At 35.1% G+C, this 19,225-nt stretch carries 18 protein-coding genes; 12 read left to right on the top strand and 6 right to left on the bottom strand.

Annotated features, from left to right (window positions below):
• Positions 1–32 precede the first annotated feature (32 nt).
• From Spiro2_RS06235 to Spiro2_RS06215, 5 genes are all read left to right on the top strand, one after another.
• A complete protein-coding gene (locus Spiro2_RS06235; RefSeq protein WP_338634753.1) occupies positions 33–341 on the top strand; it encodes a hypothetical protein in 309 nt (102 codons plus the stop codon).
• Positions 338–829, top strand: coding sequence for a hypothetical protein (locus tag Spiro2_RS06230; RefSeq protein WP_338634752.1), 492 nt, complete (start codon positions 338–340; stop codon positions 827–829). Before Spiro2_RS06235 ends, Spiro2_RS06230 begins: the two co-directional genes overlap by 4 nt.
• Before the next feature lie 92 nt (positions 830–921).
• Complete coding sequence (locus Spiro2_RS06225) at positions 922–2,127, top strand: aminotransferase class I/II-fold pyridoxal phosphate-dependent enzyme (protein WP_338634751.1); 1,206 nt, start codon at positions 922–924, stop codon at positions 2,125–2,127.
• The gene (locus Spiro2_RS06220) at positions 2,124–2,318 is read left to right on the top strand and encodes a hypothetical protein (RefSeq protein WP_338634750.1); all 195 of its coding nucleotides are present in this window, start codon (positions 2,124–2,126) and stop codon (positions 2,316–2,318) included. The genes Spiro2_RS06225 and Spiro2_RS06220 overlap by 4 nt, the downstream gene beginning before the upstream one ends.
• Positions 2,312–3,049, top strand: coding sequence for a 2,3,4,5-tetrahydropyridine-2,6-dicarboxylate N-succinyltransferase (locus Spiro2_RS06215; RefSeq protein WP_338634748.1), 738 nt, complete (start codon positions 2,312–2,314; stop codon positions 3,047–3,049). The genes Spiro2_RS06220 and Spiro2_RS06215 overlap by 7 nt, the downstream gene beginning before the upstream one ends.
• Here Spiro2_RS06215 and Spiro2_RS06210 read toward each other — a convergent pair.
• Genes Spiro2_RS06210 through Spiro2_RS06195 form a run of 4 tightly spaced genes read right to left on the bottom strand, consistent with a single transcriptional unit; the run spans position 3,046 to position 6,108 of the window.
• Positions 3,046–3,747 carry an amino acid ABC transporter permease gene (locus tag Spiro2_RS06210; protein WP_338634747.1) on the bottom strand — a complete coding sequence of 234 codons (702 nt, stop codon included), beginning with the start codon at positions 3,745–3,747 and terminating at the stop codon, positions 3,046–3,048. The genes Spiro2_RS06215 and Spiro2_RS06210 overlap by 4 nt on opposite strands.
• A complete protein-coding gene (locus Spiro2_RS06205; protein WP_338634746.1) occupies positions 3,748–4,461 on the bottom strand; it encodes an amino acid ABC transporter permease in 714 nt (237 codons plus the stop codon).
• Positions 4,462–4,520: 59 nt separating this feature from the next.
• Positions 4,521–5,342 (bottom strand): ABC transporter substrate-binding protein, encoded by an 822-nt coding sequence (locus tag Spiro2_RS06200; RefSeq protein ID WP_338634744.1) that lies wholly within the window; start codon positions 5,340–5,342, stop codon positions 4,521–4,523.
• A gap of 25 nt (positions 5,343–5,367) precedes the next feature.
• A complete protein-coding gene (locus Spiro2_RS06195; RefSeq protein ID WP_422398033.1) occupies positions 5,368–6,108 on the bottom strand; it encodes an amino acid ABC transporter ATP-binding protein in 741 nt (246 codons plus the stop codon).
• 382 nt (positions 6,109–6,490) lie between these two features.
• On the opposite strand from Spiro2_RS06195, the gene Spiro2_RS06190 reads away from it, so the two are divergent.
• From Spiro2_RS06190 to Spiro2_RS06180, 3 genes are all read left to right on the top strand, one after another.
• Positions 6,491–7,249, top strand: a complete 759-nt coding sequence (locus Spiro2_RS06190) for a substrate-binding periplasmic protein (protein ID WP_338634741.1) — start codon at positions 6,491–6,493, stop codon at positions 7,247–7,249.
• Between the two features lie 146 nt (positions 7,250–7,395).
• Positions 7,396–8,040, top strand: coding sequence for a hypothetical protein (locus Spiro2_RS06185; protein WP_338634740.1), 645 nt, complete (start codon positions 7,396–7,398; stop codon positions 8,038–8,040).
• Between the two features lie 27 nt (positions 8,041–8,067).
• Positions 8,068–9,414, top strand: a complete 1,347-nt coding sequence (locus tag Spiro2_RS06180; protein WP_338634739.1) for a hypothetical protein — start codon at positions 8,068–8,070, stop codon at positions 9,412–9,414.
• A 32-nt stretch (positions 9,415–9,446) separates the two neighbouring features.
• On the opposite strand, the gene recA is transcribed toward Spiro2_RS06180, so the two are convergent.
• Positions 9,447–10,601, bottom strand: a complete 1,155-nt coding sequence (gene recA / locus Spiro2_RS06175; protein WP_338634738.1) for a recombinase RecA — start codon at positions 10,599–10,601, stop codon at positions 9,447–9,449.
• Between the two features lie 213 nt (positions 10,602–10,814).
• Here recA and Spiro2_RS06170 point away from each other — a divergent pair, with 213 nt between their 5' ends.
• Both Spiro2_RS06170 and fusA read left to right on the top strand, forming a co-directional pair.
• Positions 10,815–12,020: a D-alanine--D-alanine ligase family protein gene (locus Spiro2_RS06170; protein ID WP_338634737.1), complete on the top strand. Its 1,206-nt coding sequence runs from the start codon at positions 10,815–10,817 to the stop codon at positions 12,018–12,020.
• Positions 12,021–12,150: 130 nt separating this feature from the next.
• Positions 12,151–14,253, top strand: coding sequence for an elongation factor G (gene fusA / locus Spiro2_RS06165; RefSeq protein WP_338634735.1), 2,103 nt, complete (start codon positions 12,151–12,153; stop codon positions 14,251–14,253).
• Between the two features lie 53 nt (positions 14,254–14,306).
• Here the strand turns inward: fusA and Spiro2_RS06160 are convergent, their stop codons facing one another.
• Positions 14,307–15,080, bottom strand: a complete 774-nt coding sequence (locus tag Spiro2_RS06160; RefSeq protein WP_338637740.1) for a hypothetical protein — start codon at positions 15,078–15,080, stop codon at positions 14,307–14,309.
• 232 nt (positions 15,081–15,312) lie between these two features.
• On the opposite strand from Spiro2_RS06160, the gene Spiro2_RS06155 reads away from it, so the two are divergent.
• Both Spiro2_RS06155 and Spiro2_RS06150 read left to right on the top strand, forming a co-directional pair.
• Complete coding sequence (locus Spiro2_RS06155; protein ID WP_338637738.1) at positions 15,313–16,431, top strand: hypothetical protein; 1,119 nt, start codon at positions 15,313–15,315, stop codon at positions 16,429–16,431.
• A 388-nt stretch (positions 16,432–16,819) separates the two neighbouring features.
• Entirely contained in the window at positions 16,820–19,201 is a 2,382-nt protein-coding gene (locus tag Spiro2_RS06150) for a ribonucleoside-diphosphate reductase subunit alpha (protein ID WP_338637737.1), read from the top strand.
• Positions 19,202–19,225 lie beyond the last annotated feature (24 nt).

Raw genomic sequence — 19,225 nt, 5'->3', positions numbered from 1 at the left:
TAATTGTTAACATAGCATTCATTGAGGTGTGCATGGGTGATTTGATTGAGTTCTTGAAGAAAAAGCAACAACGAAGCAAAAAAAAGCAAACAGCTTCATCGAAAAAGCCACCAGATGCTCAATCAATTAGGTTATGGCGTTTTTCTATGGAAATTGATGACTTAATTAAAAAAGGAGTTGTGCATGATTCTTTATCTCCAGACGAAATTGCTGCTGTGCTTTCACACAGATTAGGAACCTTGATATCTTGTTGCGATCAACCAATAGAATTAACTAGATTTTGTAATGATATTATTGAAAGATTAAATTTACCAAAACCAAAAACAGGTGAGCCTGCATGACGAATCCATTAACCTTTGAGTGGAAAAAAGACAATTATGTTGCCATTAGTGGAATAGTTGACGAAAATGCGGATTTTAGTGAATTGTATTTAAAAAAATTTGAAGTGTTATTTATTGATCTTAAAAAAATATTAAGAATGAATAGTAGCGGAGTTAGAAATTGGGTGATTGCCCTCAATAAATTAAAAGATGTAGAGCTTCATTACATCAATTGCTCCTTTCCGGTTGTTGATCAATTGTCGATGGTTCCTGAGTTTTTAACAAAAAAAACTTTTGTAGAATCATTTGATGCGCGGTATGTTTGTGAAAACTGCAACACGTCATATGTTTTTACATTAATTGTAGGTTTTGATATCCAGGCTGGTTTGCCCCAATATTTAGATGGTCCAGATAAATTTTGTTCAAATTGTAAAGCCAAGCTTGAATTTGATCACAATCCTGATAGTTATTTATATTTTTTAAGTAACCTAAAAAACACAAAAAAATAACAGCATCAATTTATTATAAATTCACTAGTGTAAATTTTAACAACACGATACAACTACTATCTTGTGGTTTCATAAGTATGGAAAGGGGTATTATGAATAATTATGAAAACGAATTTAATTCTTGGTTACTAAATTTAAATCCCTTCTCTCTTACAAAAAATGATGATTTAAAAAAAATTCTTATAGAAAAAAATCAAGAAATATTTGATTTTACGATTGGAGATCCCAAAGAGCCAACCCCTGAGTTTATTCGTAAAGCATTATCGCAAAATATTGATGCAGTAAGTCAATATCCATTAAATAATGGAAGTTTAGAGTTGCGACAAACATGTTCAAATTGGGCACAGCGGCGATTATCTGTTGATTTAAATCCAAATTTACAAATTATTACTTCAAATGGAAGTAAAGAAGCAATTTTTCATATTCCCCAAATTTTATTTAACGCGGCTTCTGCTAAAAAAATTGTTGTATTTCCTGAACCTGGTTATCCAGTCTATAAAGCAGGAACAATTTTAGCAGGAGGTGTTCCCTATGCCATTCCGTTGAGTAAGAAAAAAAATTATGTATTTGATCCTCAAGATATACCAAACGAGATAGCTCCCCACATTGCTGCTGTTTGGTTATGTTACCCACACAATCCTACTGGGGCAACAATTTCATTCCAACAAATGCAAGCAATATATGAATGGGCTTTAAAATTTAATATCATTTTATTATCGGATGAATGTTATATTGATATGTTCTATCAAGGAAAAGAAAAACCACATTCATTTCTTGAAATCGCAATAAATTTTGATTTAAAAAATTTAATTTGCTTTTTTTCATTGAGTAAAAGAAGCGGAATGACGGGGTATCGTTCTGGATTTGTAGCTGGTCAAACGGAACTCATTTCTTTATTTGCAAAATATCGTTTAAATGTTGGTTTAGGAACACCAGATTTTGTGCAAAAGGCTGCCGTTGTTGCCTGGCAAGATGATAAGCATGTGTTGGAGAGAAACTCAATATTTAAACAAAAAAGAGATATTGTTGATAAATTTTGTTTAAAAAATAAAATTAAAGTTTTACCGAGCAACGCAACTTTTTATGTGTGGGGAGAGATTCCTAAAAAATTTAATTCTGATAAAGAATTTATAGAAGAGTTATTTATGCAAACTGGGATTCTTTTAACTGCGGGATCGAGTTTTGGAAACTCATGTTTTAAAAACTTTAGAATGGCCTTGGTTCCAACTGTCGAAAAAATTAAAGAATGTTTAGAAATTTGGCAAGAAAAAATTGATTTGGGAGAGTTTAAATTATGAGTTTAGATGTTGAATACGAGTTAAAAGAATTAGAACATAAAATAACAAGTGCATTTAACGATATTTCATTATTGCAAAATTTAAACATTCAAGATGCAATTGCAAAATGCTTACGCTTGATAGAATCTGGAAATTTAAGAGTGGCGTCACCTAAAAACTGGCACGTCACTGTGGTGAGGTTGAAATGGTGATGTTGCAAGATTGGGTAGTGCATAGTTGGGTTAAAAAAGCAATTCTTCTTGCAATGAAAATTCGAACATCAGAAACATTTTATTGGGATTTAAAGAGTGCAGCGTCTTTATCAAATCAAGGAAGAGTTCATGCTGGGACATTGAGTTACCACGATAAATTTGATGTCCGTCGTGATTTACCACAAAATGGTGTTCGCAATGTGTATGGTTCTATTGCGCGAGAAGGAGCCTACGTCGCAAAAAATGTAATTTTGATGCCCAGTTTTGTTAATATTGGAGCTTGGATTGGAAACGGTACCATGATTGATACATGGGCAACAGCAGGGAGCTGTGCGCAAATTGGCAAAAATGTTCATGTAGCGGGCGGTGTTGGAATTGGCGGTGTGCTTGAACCAGAAAATGCAAGACCTGTGTTAATTGGCGATAATGCTTTTTTAGGCAGTCGTGTGGTTGTTGTAGAAGGAACTGTTGTGGGAGAAGGAGCCGTACTTGGTGCCAACGTTTCGTTAACCTCTTCGACGCCAATTTATGATGTCACTCAAAAAGAAAAGGTTGAATACAGGGGAATTGTTCCGCCCCATGCCGTTGTTGTCGCTGGCACTCGTATGAAAGCATTTCCTGGTGGAGAAGTTCCGCTGCAATGTGCTTATATTATTGCATACCGTAACTCTAAAACTGATGCAAAAATAAGTTTAAATGATGTGTTACGAGAAACGGGAATTCCCATTTAAATTGATTTTTTCCATGCTAAAACTTTTTCTAGCCATCTACTTAACGTTGTAAATGCAAAGCAGATCACAAAATAGACTATTGCAAGAAAAATAAAAATTTCTGCCGCATAGTTTTGTGTTCTATTGTTAATTTGTTGCGCAACTTGCGTAATTTCAGAAACACCGACAATGTAACCAAGCGAAGTGTCTTTAATTAACGAAACAAATTGATTAACAAATGAAGGAATCATGTTGCGTAGTCCTTGTGGTAAAATAATATATTGCATGCACTGCCAATAAGTTAATCCACTTGATAATGCAGCTTCAGATTGACCTTTTGCAATGCTTGCAATTCCTGCTTTAACAATTTGGGATATATAGCAAGAAGTGAATAATGTTAAAGCACAAATAACAGTTCCATTTTCAGGAAATTTTCCGCCTGATACGACAGGTAGCAAAAAAAACATCCAAAATATTACCATAAGTAGTGGCATCGCTCGAATTACGTTTACAAATATATTAACAGGTATTCGAATATATTGATTTCTTGAAATACATAGTAATCCTAAAATTAAGCCGCCTACGATTGAAAGCAAAACAGAAATGAACGCTAAAATTAAAGTTAGTGCTAAACCGCCTAAAGGACCATCAGGGTAACGGCCAATCATAAGTTGAACAAAGTTATTTGAAATTACTGAGAGGTCTAAAAAGCCATCCATTTAATATGACCCTCTTCCAATAGGATTAAGTACCATTTTATCGTATAAAGAAACGACTACGGAAATAGTGATTGAAATACATATGTAAATTAAAGTTGCTGCAAAAAATGCTTCAAAACTTTTAAAAGTTTGGCTTTCAATTTGACGAGCTTGATAGGTTAATTCTGCAACTCCTATCACCATCGCCATTGATGAGTTTTTTGTTAAATTTAGAAACTGATTGATAAGAGGCGGAATAGTTAATCGAACTGCTTGGGGGAGTATGATGTAGTGCATTGAACGGATATAAGAAAAGCCACTACTTCGCGAAGCCTCCATTTGTTCTTTTGGAATAGATAGAATTCCAGATCGAATATCTTCAGCAATAAATGCAGATGTGTAAAATGTTAATGCGATCACTGCTGCTGCAAATTCAAAATTTAAATTATTTAACCAATCGTTGATTGCTGTAGGCAAAATTTGGTACGAACCAAAATACCAAAAAAAAAGTTGAACAATTAATGGGGTATTTCTAAAAAACTCTAGATATGCTTGGGCAAGTAATCGAATAGGAGTGAAGTTTGCCATTCGCATTATTGCTATATTTAATCCTAAAAAAAATGCAAGAATACAGGAAATAATTGAGAGTTCGATTGTTGTTACCAATCCACTAACAAGCATTTGACTGTATTTTTCATTTAAAAGGAGAGAAAAATCAAAATGATAAGAAGACATATTTTTTAAATCCTGAAAGGTATTCGTTTAATTTAAAAGTTAAACTTATTACAAGGATTTTAAGGTGTGATTTTAAAATCCTTGCTTAAAGGAACAGTAGAATTAGGTCCAAACCATTTTTTAAATATTTCTGAAACTTTTCCTTTCTTTTCCATATCTAAAAGCGTGCTGTTAACTAATTTTAAAAGCTCAGGATCTGTATTATTCACACCAATACCATAAGGTTCTTTTGATATATCGTATAATGGAATTTCAAATTCTTCTCTACGTGTTGCTTTAGATAAAATTCCCGCTAAAATTGATTCATCTGTGGTAACGGCAAAAACTTTACCTTGTTGCATTGCAAGAAAAGCTTGAGGGTAATCATCGTAAGACAAAACTTTTGCACTTGGCAAAGCTTTTGCAACGTTTAGTTCAGACGTAGAACCTTTAGTTGTTCCAATTTTTTTGTTTTCCAATTCTTTTAAGCTTTTAGCGCTTCCGCGCTTAACGATAAATTTTTGTTTTGAAATAAAATAAGGATAACTAAAGTTAATTTGTTTAGCTCTTTCAGGAGTGATTGTCATTGTACAAATTAATAAATCAACATTTTTTTCTGTTAACATAGGTATACGATTTGCAGACGTAACAGGTTTGAGTTCTAATTTAACCCCTAATTTTTCGGCTATATTTTTAGCAAAATCAATATCATAACCTTCAAGCTTTCGTGTTTTTTCATTCACATAGCCAAATGGATAGAGGGAGTCTTTAACTCCAACGACCAATGTGTTTTTCTTTTTAATATCTGCAACATCAGAATGGCTCTTAAAATGATAAAAAACGAGAGGAATACTTGTAATAATTAATGATAATAGAAAACGTCTTGGATACAATTTCTTCATTCGTTAACTCCTTCTTTGTGTAAATTTATGATTGCATTGGTGTTAATACTTGTTTTAAAAACTGTTGTGCACGTTCTGATTTTGGCCGGTTAAAAAAATCATGTGGTTTTGCAACTTCAACTATTTTGCCAAAGTCTATAAAAACAATACGGTCGGCCACTTCTTTGGCAAAACCCATTTCATGTGTGACAACCATCATCGTAATATCGCCGCGAGCAAGATCTTTCATAACTTTTAAAACTTCTCCAATCATTTCTGGATCAAGGGCAGAGGTTGGCTCGTCAAAAAGCATAATTTTGGGTTGCATCGCGAGTCCTCTTGCAATGGCAACGCGTTGTTGTTGTCCTCCAGAAAGTTGTGCAGGATATGCGTCTTTTTTACTTTCTAAACCCACTTTTGATAAAAGCTCTAAGGCTAATGATTCTGCCGCATTTTTTTTCATTTTTTTAACTTTTATTGGGGCTAAAGTAATATTATTGAGTACAGTTAAGTGCGGATAAAGGTTAAATTGTTGAAAGACAAAACCGACTTCGCTTCTGAGTTTATTAATATTGGTACTGGATTCTGAAACATCTACCCCGTCTACAATAACACTGCCTTTATTAATGGATTCTAATCGGTTTACTGTTCTGATTAAAGTTGATTTTCCAGATCCAGATGGACCGCATATGACAACCACTTCCCCTTTACTAACGGTTAAATTTACATCATCTAGTACATGATGATTTTTGTTATACCATTTATGAACGTTTTTAAATTCAATCATAGAGTTACCTTTATTCATTTTTTCTTATCGTAACATCCTAAAATATACTAAATATATAATTTGAATTTTTTTGACAATCAAAAAATCAATCAATAGTGCAATTAGTAATTTATCAAGTTTTATATTTTTATCAAGTTTTTTAGTAATGATGATCGATGATTTTTTAACTTATTTTTTTGTCATTATTCAGTTTTTAAATTTATACAATTTAAAATTTTACCTAAATTGTTAATTGCCAAAATATTAGACTTAAAATATTTTTAATTATATTTGAATATGGTATACTTTTCGTGTGATTAGAAATTCTATGCAATTAATGATTTTTTGTTTTTGCTAAATTTTAATAGAATTACAAAAATATTTAAATAGGGGATAAATTGTAATGTTAAAATTTTCGATACTCAAATATATTTTATTTATATCTTTTTTTTATGTTTGCTTTGCGAAAGCAAATACAGAAGATATTACTTTGTATGTAGAAAACTTTCCTTCTGAATCAATTAAAATAAGCAAAAATCTAGTAGGTGGAATATCTGGAGAAATTGTGACCAAAGCTTTTAGTGCTAAAAATATGACATATAAAGCAGTTTGGACTCGTTGGAAAATGGCGCAAAACTATACACAAAAAAATTCGGATAAAAAATCATTTATTATGCCACTTACACGCAATCCAGAGAGAGAAAAGAGTTATAAATGGGTTGTAAGCTTATATAATATAGATACTGTTTTTTGGACTTTGAAAGGGAGTAAAAAATTAAATTCTTTAGCAGAAGCTAAAGGTAAAAAAATTGGTGTTTTGCTTGGTTCTTCTTATGAAAATAAACTTTTAAATCCAAAAAGTAACTTATTGAGAGAAGATATTATATCTGTTCCTTATGATTCTTTTAATTTAAAAAAACTACTTTCTGGTGAAATTCAAGCATTTTATGAAAGTATCATTGGTGGTAAGGCTTTAATTGAATCAGAAAAATTATATTTTTCTGATTTTGAAAACGGAAAAACTATAGATACAGAAGAAAATTATCTTGCAACTTCTCACGCTACTCCCGATGCTCTTGTGGCAAAAGTTAAAAATGCTGTCGAAGAATTTAAAAAAACTGATGATTATAAAGAAATAATAAAAAAATACACTGCTAAATAATTTTTCTTCGTTCTTAAAAAAATTATCTTTATGTCAAAAAAATGTTATAGTCACTAATTTTGTTTCATTTGTTAAAAATAAACAATGATATGATATCTATAATAATTATTTTTAAGTGGAGGTGATTTATTTACTTTCAAAAAAAAATGAATAAATTAATCATATTTTTGATTTCTATTTTTAGTGTGACTTTAGTTTATGCAGAAGAAGGCACTGTTGATACTTATATTAGCTATGGTTATACAACAATTACGATTGAAAACAGTAAGTATAAAGGTCATACAGCGTTTTGGAAATTATTGATCCCATTTACATTAGTCCCTGATCTTTATCTGGGATTAGGGGTTAAATTTGATCATGCTGATGTAGAAACACCTTCTTTGTCTCCACAGACTCATAACAATCATTTGTATGAGTCTGTGCAAGCAGGTTTGGATTTTGCGTATAAGCTGCAAACAGAATTTGTGGATTTTTTATTAAATCCATATATTTACTATTCATTTTATGATACCTGGTTGCAAGTCACTACAACCAACACCTCTAGACAAGCTTATGAACCAATTGTCTCACATAACGTAAATTTTGGTGTCGGGTTTTCTATTCTTTATAAATATGTTCCTGAATCTGATTCTTTTATTCCTGGTAGCTGGTATTTGGGCCCTTCTTTTTACTATACATGGGCATATTTATCTCGTATGCCACAAAAAGATGATAATGGAAATTTATACCCAGCAAATGAAGGAAGTTACAGTTATTACTCAGTAAACTTTACGATTGGCACGTTTTTTTAATTGATATTGCAAATTGGTGGTGTGGATATGCTTAAAAAAAGGTTTCAATTTCTATTAATTTTCTTTTTATTTCCTTTATTTTTTAATTGTAATAAATTGAAGGATTTGACTGATCCTTATGTTCCAATCTCTTTAGATTCTTTTAAATCCTTAGATAGTTTAACAGATCAGGTAAAGGCTTTGGGTTATGTGCCAAGTTATACTTCTCAAGGTGGCGAATACGGATTAATTAGTGGAGCAGATTTGGGTTTTTGCGTTGTGATGCGAACAGGGAGTGTTAAATGTTGGGGTTTTAATGATAATGGGCAACTTGGTAACGGTAATCAAATTAACCAAAATACACCTGTGCTTGCATCAGCATTAGGAACAGTGTCAATTTCAGGAGGAGCTTTTGAGGTTGCAGTGTCTTCTGGGTTGGGCACTTCTTGCGCTTTTTTAAGTACCTCTTCTTCAAGTGTTGATTTTAAGTGCTGGGGTGGGAATGGTGCTGCCCAATTTGGTACGGGTTCTACGACTCCTGCTTTTAGTACGACTCCAGTAAGTGCAACTATTTTAAATGGTAAAAAAATTAAACAATTTACAGTAGGTGATGATCATGCTTGTGTTTTATTTGCAGATGATAGCTCGGCACTGTGTTGGGGAAAAAATGATTACGGGCAACTTGGCGATGGAACAACAACTAATAGCTTTACAACAGGTGTGAAGCCTACTGGTATTACAGAAGCTATCCGTTCGATTGCGGCGTCAGATAAAATGACATGTGTTGTTACATTTTCTAATAATGGTTACTGTTGGGGTAATAATGATGTAACTGATACTGCATATCAAAATTTTATTTTGAATAAAAATCCATCATTAATAGTTTCTGGCGCTGCATATGTATCGGGAGGTGATGGATCGCATATTTGTTTTATTATGTTTGATCAAAAGGTACAATGCCTTGGGAGCAATAATAAAGGGCAGTTAGGCAATGGGAAACAGTCTAGTACTTTAGGATCAATTACTCCTGTTCAAGTATCAAATTTATCTGGTGTGTCAATGATTGTTGCAGGAACTCTGCATACGTGCGCTGTATCAGGAAATAACAAAGTTGTGTCGTGTTGGGGAGATAACACTAAAGCACAACTTGGAAATGGTGTATCAGGCACAGACAATAGTTTTACTATACCTGTACAGGTACAAGGATTGCCGGCAAATGCACAAATTGTTGATATTGCTGCTGCCGATAATGTGACCTGTGTTTTACTTTCAAGCGACGATGTTTATTGTTGGGGTAGCAACGCTGGCGGTTCATTTCCAGATCCTTTAGGGGTTGCCAAAACAACAACTCAGTCAGAAGTTGCAATTAAAATTTTAAATAGAGCCGATCCTTAGTTAGCTAGACAAAATGTGTTTCTAGCGACCAATTACTCTGCCCCCACAGACGCGCCAGCTCCCCGACGGGTTGCTTTATTGGCTTGGTTTGATGGCGGCAGTGCTGCTGTTGAGCCGGGGAGTGATTTTGTTTGCTCGTCGCTCACGTTTTGTTCTCCGCTTGTTTGTGCTTTGAGCAAGTTGGCTTTGGCACGCACGGCAGCTTCAATTTTTGCCATGGTTTCTGGGTGTTCTCTCAGATATTCTTTAGCATTTTCTCGCCCTTGGCCTAAGCGTTCGCCATTGTAGGTAAACCATGTCCCACTTTTTTGAATAATTTCTGCTTCAGGGGCAGATGCCAAATCGAGAACGTCGCCTTCTTTACTGATTCCTAGCCCAAACATGATATCAAATTCGACTTCTTTAAACGGCGCAGCAACTTTATTTTTAACCACTTTGACTTTGGTGCGGTGTCCTGTGGTATCATTTCCACTTTTGATTGCAGCCGCTCTACGAACTTCGAGCCTTATAGAAGAATAAAATTTTAGCGCTTGTCCGCCTGTTGTGGTTTCTGGATTTCCAAATACAATTCCAATTTTCATGCGTACTTGGTTGATAAAAATCACACAGCAGTTTGTTTTAGAAATACTGCTTGTTAATTTGCGAAGCGCTTGGCTCATGAGTCGGGCTTGGAGACCCATATGGCTATCACCCATTTCTCCTTCAATTTCTGCGCGTGGCGTGAGCGCTGCCACGGAGTCGACAACAATGAGATCAACAGCCCCGCTGCGTACCAACATGTCTACAATTTCTAGTGCTTGTTCACCATTATCAGGCTGAGAGACAAGAAGATCTGACGTGTTGACTCCAATTTTGCGTGCATAGCTGACATCCAACGCGTGTTCTGCATCGATGAACGCTGCAATGCCTCCTTTTCTTTGACATTCAGCAATAGCGTGGAGAGTGAGAGTGGTTTTGCCGCTTGATTCTGTTCCATAAATTTCAACAATACGACCTTTTGGGATACCTCCTATCCCAAGAGCAACATCGAGGCTCAGAGAACCGGTTGAGATGACCTGAACTTCTTGAGCGATTTTTGCATCGTCGGAGAGGCGCATAATGGTGCCTTTTCCAAACTGCTTTTCAACGGATTGAAACAATGTTTCTAGAGCTTTGAACTTATTTTGGTTTGTTTCATGAATAGACATGGTTTCTCCTTTTATTGCAAAGATAATTGGCACGTGTTTAGATATAGAGAGATACTCAATAACGTGCAACCAATCATGTATGTTAGTTTTCTTTTATTAGAAGACAACCATACTTTTGTATTGTCCATCTTTTTCATAGCTCTTGTTCAGTTTCAATTCAAGTCGATTGGGTGTATTTCCTAAAGTGAATATTTTAAGAATTGAGGTTGTGTTATGGTCGTGCGTAAAAAATTTGAAAAAGTGGTCGCGGTTTTATTTGGAGGTCGTTCCAGTGAGCATGAAGTGTCATTGCGTTCAGCACTGTTTATATTAAAAAATATGCCTGAAAAATATGGCATTGTGCCTGTAGGGATCAATCGAGATGGCATGTTTTTTAGTTTAGAAGGTGTTTTTCAATCTGACGATTTTGCAAATTTTGCTCTAGAGGATCTCGTCACAATCACACAAGGCAACAGCCCTTTTGCAATGCCAAATATAAAAAACCAAAAAACAACATTATTGCCTTATGTTTTAGATAAGCTCCTCGATGATGCTCTCAGTTGTGACTATGGTTCTGCAACAGATAAAAAACCTTATCGAATTTTAAACTTTGATGCGAATTGTATTTTTCCTGTTTTGCATGGTCAAAATGGAGAAGACGGGCGCTTTCAGGGTCTGTTAGAGCTTGCTGAAATTGCGTATGTGGGCTGTGATCTGCGATCGAGTGTTGTGGGTATAGATAAAGATATTCAAAAACGTCTTGCTCGCGATGCAGGCGTTGCGGTTGCAAATTATTGCGTTGTGCAAAATGAATTATTTTTTGAAAATAAAAATCAGATACTCGAACACATTGAACAAAATATCAGTTATCCATGTTTTGTAAAACCAAATGCGTTGGGATCTGCGGTTGGTACAGGAAAAGCGCACAATCGGATACAGCTTGAGCAGCTTTTGCACGAGGCTTTAATGTTTGATCAAAAAGCATTGGTAGAAGAGATCATGGTTGGCACTGAGGTTGAGTGTGCTTTTCTTGGTAGTTCTTATAAGCCCAGAATTTCTATCGCAGGAGAGATAGCGCCAAAAGATTTTTACTCTTATGCAGAAAAATACGATAGCAGCTCAGAGGCAGCATTATTTATTCCTGCCCGGTTGTCATCGGAAAAAATGCATGAACTGCAAAACAATGCCCGAAAAATTGCATTGGCCACAGGCATTTCTGGTTTATGTCGCATTGACTTTTGGAATTGTAAAAATACAAATAAGTTCGTGTTTAATGAAATTAATACCATGCCTGGTTTAACCTCAATTAGTATGTTTCCAAAGTTATGGGAGCAAGAAGGTGTTTTTGGTAAAAGCTGGATAGAAGAGTTGATAGAAGCTGCATATCAGCGTAAAAAACGTTTAGATAACAGTCAATACGGGATAAAAGCGACTACCTAAAAGTTAGCGACAACAAAAGCATAAAAATGACTATTGAAATCTGAGCAAAAATCAGATAGCACAGAGCGTGTTTCCCGTCCTTTGTTTTGGACTGAAATTTTAACCATTTTTATGTTAAGTTGGATTAATCATGACAATTAAAGACCTCTCCCGTGTAAGAAATATTGGTATTTCTGCCCATATCGACTCCGGAAAGACAACTCTTTCCGAACGTATTCTTTTTTATACTGGGAAAATCCATAAAATTGAAGAAGTTAAGGGAAAGTCTGGTGTTGGCGCAACAATGGACAGCATGGATCTTGAGCGTGAAAAAGGGATTACGATTCAATCGGCTGCCACATTTTGCCAATGGAAAGATAACTGGATCAACCTTATTGATACCCCAGGCCATGTGGACTTCACAGTTGAAGTGGAGCGTTCCTTACGCGTGTTAGATGGTGCAATTCTTGTTTTGTGCTCGGTTGCTGGAGTGCAGTCTCAGTCAATTACTGTTGACCGCCAAATGCGTCGTTATCGTGTGCCTCGTATTGCATTTGTTAATAAAATGGATCGGGCAGGTGCAAACCCATACCGCGTTTGTCAACAACTGCGTGAAAAACTTAATCATAATGCTTGGATGGCTCAAATGGCAATTGGTGCTGAAGACCGTTTCCAAGGTGTGGTTGATCTTTTAACCATGAAAGCTTTTTATTTTGATGGCTCAAATGGTGAGAACGTTCGCGAAGAAGAAATTCCAATCGATATGATTGAAGAAGCAAAAACTCGCCGTAGCGACCTTATTGGTGCTCTTGCTGATTTTGATGATGGTTTGGCTGAAAAGTTTTTAAGTGATGAATACGTTACAGCAGAAGAAGCTGCTAAAGTGATGCGCAAAGCTGTTATTAGCTTGCAATTTACTCCTGTATTCTGTGGTTCTGCGTTTAAAAATAAGGGTGTGCAAATATTGCTTGATGCTGTGCAATCCTATCTTCCAGCTCCAAATGAAGTGATGAACGAAGCCCTTGATCAATCGCAAAATGAGGCGCCTGTACAACTTAAGTCAGATCCTGCATTACCGCTTGTTATGCTTGCCTTTAAACTTGATGAAACCCGTTACGGTCAGTTGACATTTATGCGTATTTATCAAGGAACAGTTAAAAAAGGCGACATGGTGATTAACATGTCAAGCGAAAAACGCGTTAAAGTGCCACGTATTGTAAGACTTCATGCTGACGAAATGGAAGACATTGAAGAAGCTTCAGCAGGAGATATTGTTGCATTATTTGGTGTTGATTGTGCTTCTGGTGACACGTTTACAGATGGCAAGTCTAACGTCACAATGGCTTCGATGTACGTTCCAAATGCCGTTATTTCTTTGGCAATTGCGCCTAAAGATAAAGCTGGGCAAACAAACTTCTCTAAAGCTTTGAATAAGTTTACTAAAGAAGATCCAACTTTCCGCGTTTCTCGCGATGAAGAATCTGGAGAAACAATTATTGCTGGTATGGGTGAGCTCCATCTTGAAATTTATGTAGAACGCATGAAACGTGAATTCAATTGCGAAACCATTGTTGGTAAACCTCAAGTGAACTTCCGCGAAGCATTAACTCAACGCACAGAAATCAATTACACGCATAAAAAACAATCTGGTGGTTCTGGGCAGTTTGCGCGTATTATTGGTTATATGGAGCCACTTGTTGATGCCGGTGATAAGGTTTATGAGTTTCATGATGAAACCGTTGGTGGTTCAATTCCTAGACAATTTATCCCTGCTTGTGAAAAAGGTTTTGTTGAGCAAATAAAAACCGGTCTTTTGATTGGCGCACAAGTGGTTGGTGTTAAAATTATTGTTAATGACGGTTTGCATCACCCAGTAGACTCAAACGAAATGGCTTTTAAAACATGTGCGATGACTGGTTTCCGTGAGTCCTATCTCAGTGCAAAACCCGTTATTCTTGAGCCAATTATGAAAGTTGGTATTGAAGGACCAGAAGAGTTTCAAGGAACAATGATGGGTCTTATCAATCAGCGCCGTGGTGTGATTATGGGATCATCTGGAAATGGTGGTTATTGCCAAATTGAAGCTGAAGTTCCTTTAACAGAAATGTTTGGCTTCTCTACGGATTTGCGTTCGGGAACTCAAGGTAAAGGTGAGTTTTCGATGGAATTTTCAAAATATGCTGCAGTTCCTCGCAACGTTCAAGAAGATATGGTTGCAAAATACAAAGCAAAAAGAGCTGCTGAAAATAAATAAGTAGCACTTTATTTAAATAAACTTTGGAAACAGCCTAAATAAAGATAATGTTTTTATTTAGGCTGTTTTTTTAAATATTTGGGTTTAGTTTTATTTTGAAATTTTTTAATTTTATTTTCTTTTAACAAATTTTTTGATAGTTCTTGAATACTCTCAAACATTAATACAACATCTTGTTTTAACAAATTTAAGATATTTTTGCACTGTGTGATAGAATGCAAGTTTTGTTGAATTTTATGATCAAAATGATGATCGGTTTTTGATTTTTCATTTATCAAAATTTTTAATGTAATATCCTGCTTGTTTATAATTTCTTTTATGGTCTGTATTTCTGCCTTATTTAAAGACTGAGCTTGGTTTTGTTTTATGTTGTGATGCATCTCTTGGGCAGATCGGAGAACTTTTTGTCTTAGCGGTAAAACATTTTTGCTGCTCTTTAAATACGTGCTGGCATGATGCTTTGAGTTAGAGTCTAATAATTCTTGTTGGTTATTTTGACATTCAGTTGAAGAGAAGACTTTGGTTTGAGGGAAAGTCGGTTGAGGTATGAGCTGCTGGAGTCCTATTTGAGAACGTTGATGCGAAAGAAGGTCATTGAGCCTATAAAATAATCTATTTCTTGTCTCTATTTTTCTTCTTTCAAATGCAAAAACCCCTTTTTGAGTGAGCTGTGAAAGTCTTGAGCGGTTTACTCCTAAAATTTGTGCTGCTTCTTCTGCGCTAATTGTAAAGCTTTCGTTGACTTCTTCGTTATTTTTGGCACTTTGTGGTGCTTGGTAGCCATTTATACTTGGTAAGTGAGTGTTGGCTTCGGTGTTTTCATTCATTTTACGGCCTCAGTTTTAAATATCTAATAATAATGCATTATTAACTAAGTTAGCTGCTAAATCATGATATCATTTAAAAACATACCTTGACTAAGTGAGAAATGTAACCTGTTGGTTAAAATACCTTTTGAATTGTCTTGTATAGCCTTAATTTTTATTGATTTTTATACTTTTTTAAAATAGTTATAATTGTTACTTAAATCGACCTAAAAAGCGGTTGTCAGGGGTTTTTTTGTTTTTTCTAAAATCTATGTATAAAAATTTGATGCCTGTATTTTTGTTATCAATTGCGTTGTTCATTTCTGGTTGTCGTTCATCTCAGATAATTTTAAATACTGAATTGGTTGATACTAATATTAAAGGTAAGTTTTTTTCAAAAAAAACGTATGTCTTGTATGCATCTGATGACCCATATTGGTTGCCTTATTTTTCTATCCCTTTTACGCAACGAATTGGTAAAGAAACAGCTATTGAAGCGTTGCATAATTTAGAGTTGAATCGTTTTTGGTTATTTAATAGTATTGCAGATAAAGAAAAAATTCACTTAGAAGAACGATTTACAAAATATTCTGAGCATTTAAAAAATTTAATAGATTCTCAAGAATTTGTAAAAGCAGAAAAACTTTCTCGAGAATATATGCAAAATGCAGTCGAGTTGCTTGCAGACAATCAAATGTCAGTTGCATTTTCTTATGGAAATCTTGCATATTGGGCAGCTATGGCACAAATTGGATATTCTGATTTGCGAGCCAAAGATTTTGCATTAATTTTTGAAAAATATTTGACTTTTCGTATGAAAGAGCTTTTGGTCTTAGAATCTGAAGGAGAAAAAGTTGATCATCTCACCGCTCTTGCGGCTCCGTATTTGGTTAAACAATATCCTGTAAAAATTAAAGCATCAAAACATTGTGTGGTATTTGTAAATGGACAAGAAGTTAAAACAGCTGTTGTTATGCTTCCTCCAACTATGCCAAGCGTCCTTTCTGCAAACTGCACGCATGGTACCTTTTCCCGTACTTTTTCTTCTGATAAGGTATCGTTTATTGAAGTTACGCCATCTTTTCGATTTGTTTTTGAAACAATGCCTGCTCTTTCGGCTTTACCAAGACAAAAGCTATATGATCTCAATGCGTCTTTTGTACTCTTAATTTATTGGTCTCATGCAGGAAAATATATTGATTCCGCTTTTGTTGATACAAAAAAATTTTCAATTATAAAAAAAATAAGAGTTCCTTTGCGTACAGAAGAAGATCGACAACAAACTGGAGATAGTCTGATTCGTTTTATAAATTCCATAGATATTTTTTACACCAACACCCAATCGATAGACTTGACCTCTCCTGCAAATTGACTTATCTCGTTGATTAAGAAATAGAAATCGCTGTCAAAAGGTTGTCATTCTTCAGGCACCTTTTATTTTCGTTTTTAAGAGTTTTTTTGCTTATTTTATATGCTTTTTTTAGATTATTACCTAAAAAAATTGAAGAAAATTATAGCGACAAATTTCACCGTGACGCTATTGACAGCGTCTTTTCGGATGAGCTAACACTATATATAACAAGTGTCGGCATTTTCATCCTACTCTATGTAAGGTGCCGCAATTTTTTCACTATAGAAGATTTGCGGTTGATGAATTCCTACGGCATGCTACACCATTCATTCATACGGTGTTATGAATTGCAGCTTTTTCCAAAAATAATGAAATGGAATAACGTGTACACCATTTGGAGAAGATTTACATGGCAACATCCTCTTACAGGCCCTATCATCCTAAAGTCAATTTTTCTGATTTAAATCTATCGAATGTTAATTTTTCTGCTTCATTGCAGAATATTATACTTGATGTTCGTCCATTGATTGAGTTGGGTAGGGAGTATTCTTATGTTGCGGCAAGTGTTTTGTCTGAACAGCTGCGACTAGAAGTTTTTAGCACAATAGGCTTAAAAACTGACATTTCGAGTTTGCCAGAACAACAAAAACAATACCCAACACTTGCTGATTATGTACATTACGGAACAGAAAATGGCCAATTATCAAGACGATTGCGTGAGCTCGATTTGATTTATTTAAATTCTTGTATTCGTCATGAGCGTAATTATTTGTTTGATTACTTAGGTGCTCATACTCTTTATGATCGTTATTTACTGCACAAAAAAGGAATGCGCTATGAAACATTTCAGCACTTTTGGATGCGCATTGCGATGGGAGTGGCATTAGCCGAAGGGAATGCACAAGAGGCAACACAACGTGCGGCAGAATTTTATGATGTGATTTCTCAAATGCTGTATGTTCCAAGTACTCCTACATTATTTAACTCAGGAACCAATCACTCTCAAATGTCTTCTTGTTTTTTGACAACAACTCAAGATGATTTGCTTGATATCTATAGACAGTATTCTGATAACGCAATGCTTTCTAAATATGCGGGTGGACTTGGCAATGATTGGACAAATATTCGTGCAAGCGGTAGCTGGATCAAAGGAACAAATGGCCGTTCACAAGGTGTGATTCCTTTTATAAAAGTACAAGACTCTTCAACTATTGCAGTTAATCAAGGTGGCAAGCGCAAAGGCGCTGTTTGTGCGTACCTTGAAGCTTGGCATCTTGATATTGAAGATTTTCTTGAACTCAGAAAAAATACAGGCGATGAGCGCCGTCGTACACACGATATGAATACAGCAAGTTGGATACCTGATTTGTTTTTAGAACGTGTTGAAAACAATGCTGATTGGACTCTGTTTTGTCCTTCAGAAGTGAGTGATTTGCATGATACATATGGTATTACATTTAAACATCTTTACGAAGAATATGAGAAAAAAGCCGCTTTAGGACAAATGCAAAATTATAAAAAAGTTTCTGCAGTGCAGCTTTGGCGTAAAATTTTAACGATGATTTTTGAAACAGGTCATCCTTGGGTTACTTTCAAAGATCCATGTAATTTACGCAGCTCGCAACGTCATGTTGGTGTTGTGCATAGCAGTAATTTATGCACAGAAATTACATTAAATACCAATTCAGAAGAAACAGCTGTTTGTAATTTGGGTTCTATCAATTTAAAAGCAGTTTTTCAGTCAGAAAATCCAGCAAAAACGCTAGCAAATGCGGTTAAAGTTGGAATGCGCATGCTTGATAACGTGATTACAGAAAACTTTTATCCAATTGCTTCTGCAGCCACAGCAAATCACCGTCATCGTCCTGTAGGTTTAGGGTTTATGGGATTTCAAAATGTTTTGTATATGAAGAAAATTCCATACTCCAAACCAGAAGCTTTATGGCTTTCAGAAAAAATAGCAGAATTTATTAGTTATCATGCTGTCAAAGCTTCGGCAGAATTGGCAAAAGAACGTGGTTCTTACTCTACATTTTTAGGATTGACATGGTCAAAAGGACAAGTTCCTAAAGACACCATAACCGAATTGGGGGCTCATGTTTTATTACCAACAATCCCATCAGAGTTTATAGATTCTAAGGGTCAGTCACAATCTTGCGAAAAATTACTTGCTGCAGATGGATTCAATTTTGATCTCAATTGGGATGAGTTACGCACAATGGTTGCAAATGGAATGAGAAACAGTTTGTGTTTGGCAATTGCACCAACAGCGACAATTTCAAACATCTCAAACTGCACACAATCCATTGAACCTACGTATAAAAATCTCTATGTTAAAAGTAACATGGGCGGTGATTATACGATTATTAATGAATATTTAATTGATGATCTCAAAGCTTTAGGATTGTGGAATGCAGAACTTGCACGTGAGCTCAAACGATATGATGGTTCTTTAGAATCTCTTAATTTACCACTCGAGATCAAAGAATTATACAAAACAGCATTTGATATTGATCCAGAACAATTGATTCGTTGTGCTGCGGTTCGTCAAGTGCATATTGATCAAGCACAAAGTTTAAATCTGTATATGTCTGCTCCAAGCGGTAGAAAAATTGATGAAATGTATCGTTATGCTTGGCATTGTGGTTTGAAAACCACTTATTATTTAAGAACAATTGCAGCTACAAGTGTTGAAAAATCAAGTCTTTCTTCTAAAAAAAGAAATGTGACCTTGTCTTCAGAAATTAAAGCGTGCTCGATTGACAATCCAGAATGTGAGTCGTGTCAATAATCAGTCATGGTTTATAAATTTTTT

The sequence above is a fragment of the Spirobacillus cienkowskii genome (assembly GCF_037081835.1).
Taxonomy (GTDB): domain Bacteria; phylum Bdellovibrionota_B; class Oligoflexia; order Silvanigrellales; family Silvanigrellaceae; genus Silvanigrella; species Silvanigrella cienkowskii.
This window is presented reverse-complemented; position numbering and strand designations above follow the sequence as displayed.

What these genes read in the sequence shown, in the direction of transcription:
- Spiro2_RS06235 (WP_338634753.1), top strand. Translation starts at nt 33, where the DNA reads ATGGGTGATTTGATTGAGTTCTTGAAGAAAAAGCAACAACGAAGCAAA.
- Spiro2_RS06230 (WP_338634752.1), top strand. Translation starts at nt 338, where the DNA reads ATGACGAATCCATTAACCTTTGAGTGGAAAAAAGACAATTATGTTGCC.
- Spiro2_RS06225 (WP_338634751.1), top strand. Translation starts at nt 922, where the DNA reads ATGAATAATTATGAAAACGAATTTAATTCTTGGTTACTAAATTTAAAT.
- Spiro2_RS06220 (WP_338634750.1), top strand. Translation starts at nt 2,124, where the DNA reads ATGAGTTTAGATGTTGAATACGAGTTAAAAGAATTAGAACATAAAATA.
- Spiro2_RS06215 (WP_338634748.1), top strand. Translation starts at nt 2,312, where the DNA reads ATGGTGATGTTGCAAGATTGGGTAGTGCATAGTTGGGTTAAAAAAGCA.
- Spiro2_RS06210 (WP_338634747.1), bottom strand. Translation starts at nt 3,747, where the DNA reads ATGGATGGCTTTTTAGACCTCTCAGTAATTTCAAATAACTTTGTTCAA.
- Spiro2_RS06205 (WP_338634746.1), bottom strand. Translation starts at nt 4,461, where the DNA reads ATGTCTTCTTATCATTTTGATTTTTCTCTCCTTTTAAATGAAAAATAC.
- Spiro2_RS06200 (WP_338634744.1), bottom strand. Translation starts at nt 5,342, where the DNA reads ATGAAGAAATTGTATCCAAGACGTTTTCTATTATCATTAATTATTACA.
- Spiro2_RS06195 (WP_422398033.1), bottom strand. Translation starts at nt 6,108, where the DNA reads ATGATTGAATTTAAAAACGTTCATAAATGGTATAACAAAAATCATCAT.
- Spiro2_RS06190 (WP_338634741.1), top strand. Translation starts at nt 6,491, where the DNA reads ATGTTAAAATTTTCGATACTCAAATATATTTTATTTATATCTTTTTTT.
- Spiro2_RS06185 (WP_338634740.1), top strand. Translation starts at nt 7,396, where the DNA reads ATGAATAAATTAATCATATTTTTGATTTCTATTTTTAGTGTGACTTTA.
- Spiro2_RS06180 (WP_338634739.1), top strand. Translation starts at nt 8,068, where the DNA reads ATGCTTAAAAAAAGGTTTCAATTTCTATTAATTTTCTTTTTATTTCCT.
- recA (WP_338634738.1), bottom strand. Translation starts at nt 10,601, where the DNA reads ATGTCTATTCATGAAACAAACCAAAATAAGTTCAAAGCTCTAGAAACA.
- Spiro2_RS06170 (WP_338634737.1), top strand. Translation starts at nt 10,815, where the DNA reads ATGGTCGTGCGTAAAAAATTTGAAAAAGTGGTCGCGGTTTTATTTGGA.
- fusA (WP_338634735.1), top strand. Translation starts at nt 12,151, where the DNA reads ATGACAATTAAAGACCTCTCCCGTGTAAGAAATATTGGTATTTCTGCC.
- Spiro2_RS06160 (WP_338637740.1), bottom strand. Translation starts at nt 15,080, where the DNA reads ATGAATGAAAACACCGAAGCCAACACTCACTTACCAAGTATAAATGGC.
- Spiro2_RS06150 (WP_338637737.1), top strand. Translation starts at nt 16,820, where the DNA reads ATGGCAACATCCTCTTACAGGCCCTATCATCCTAAAGTCAATTTTTCT.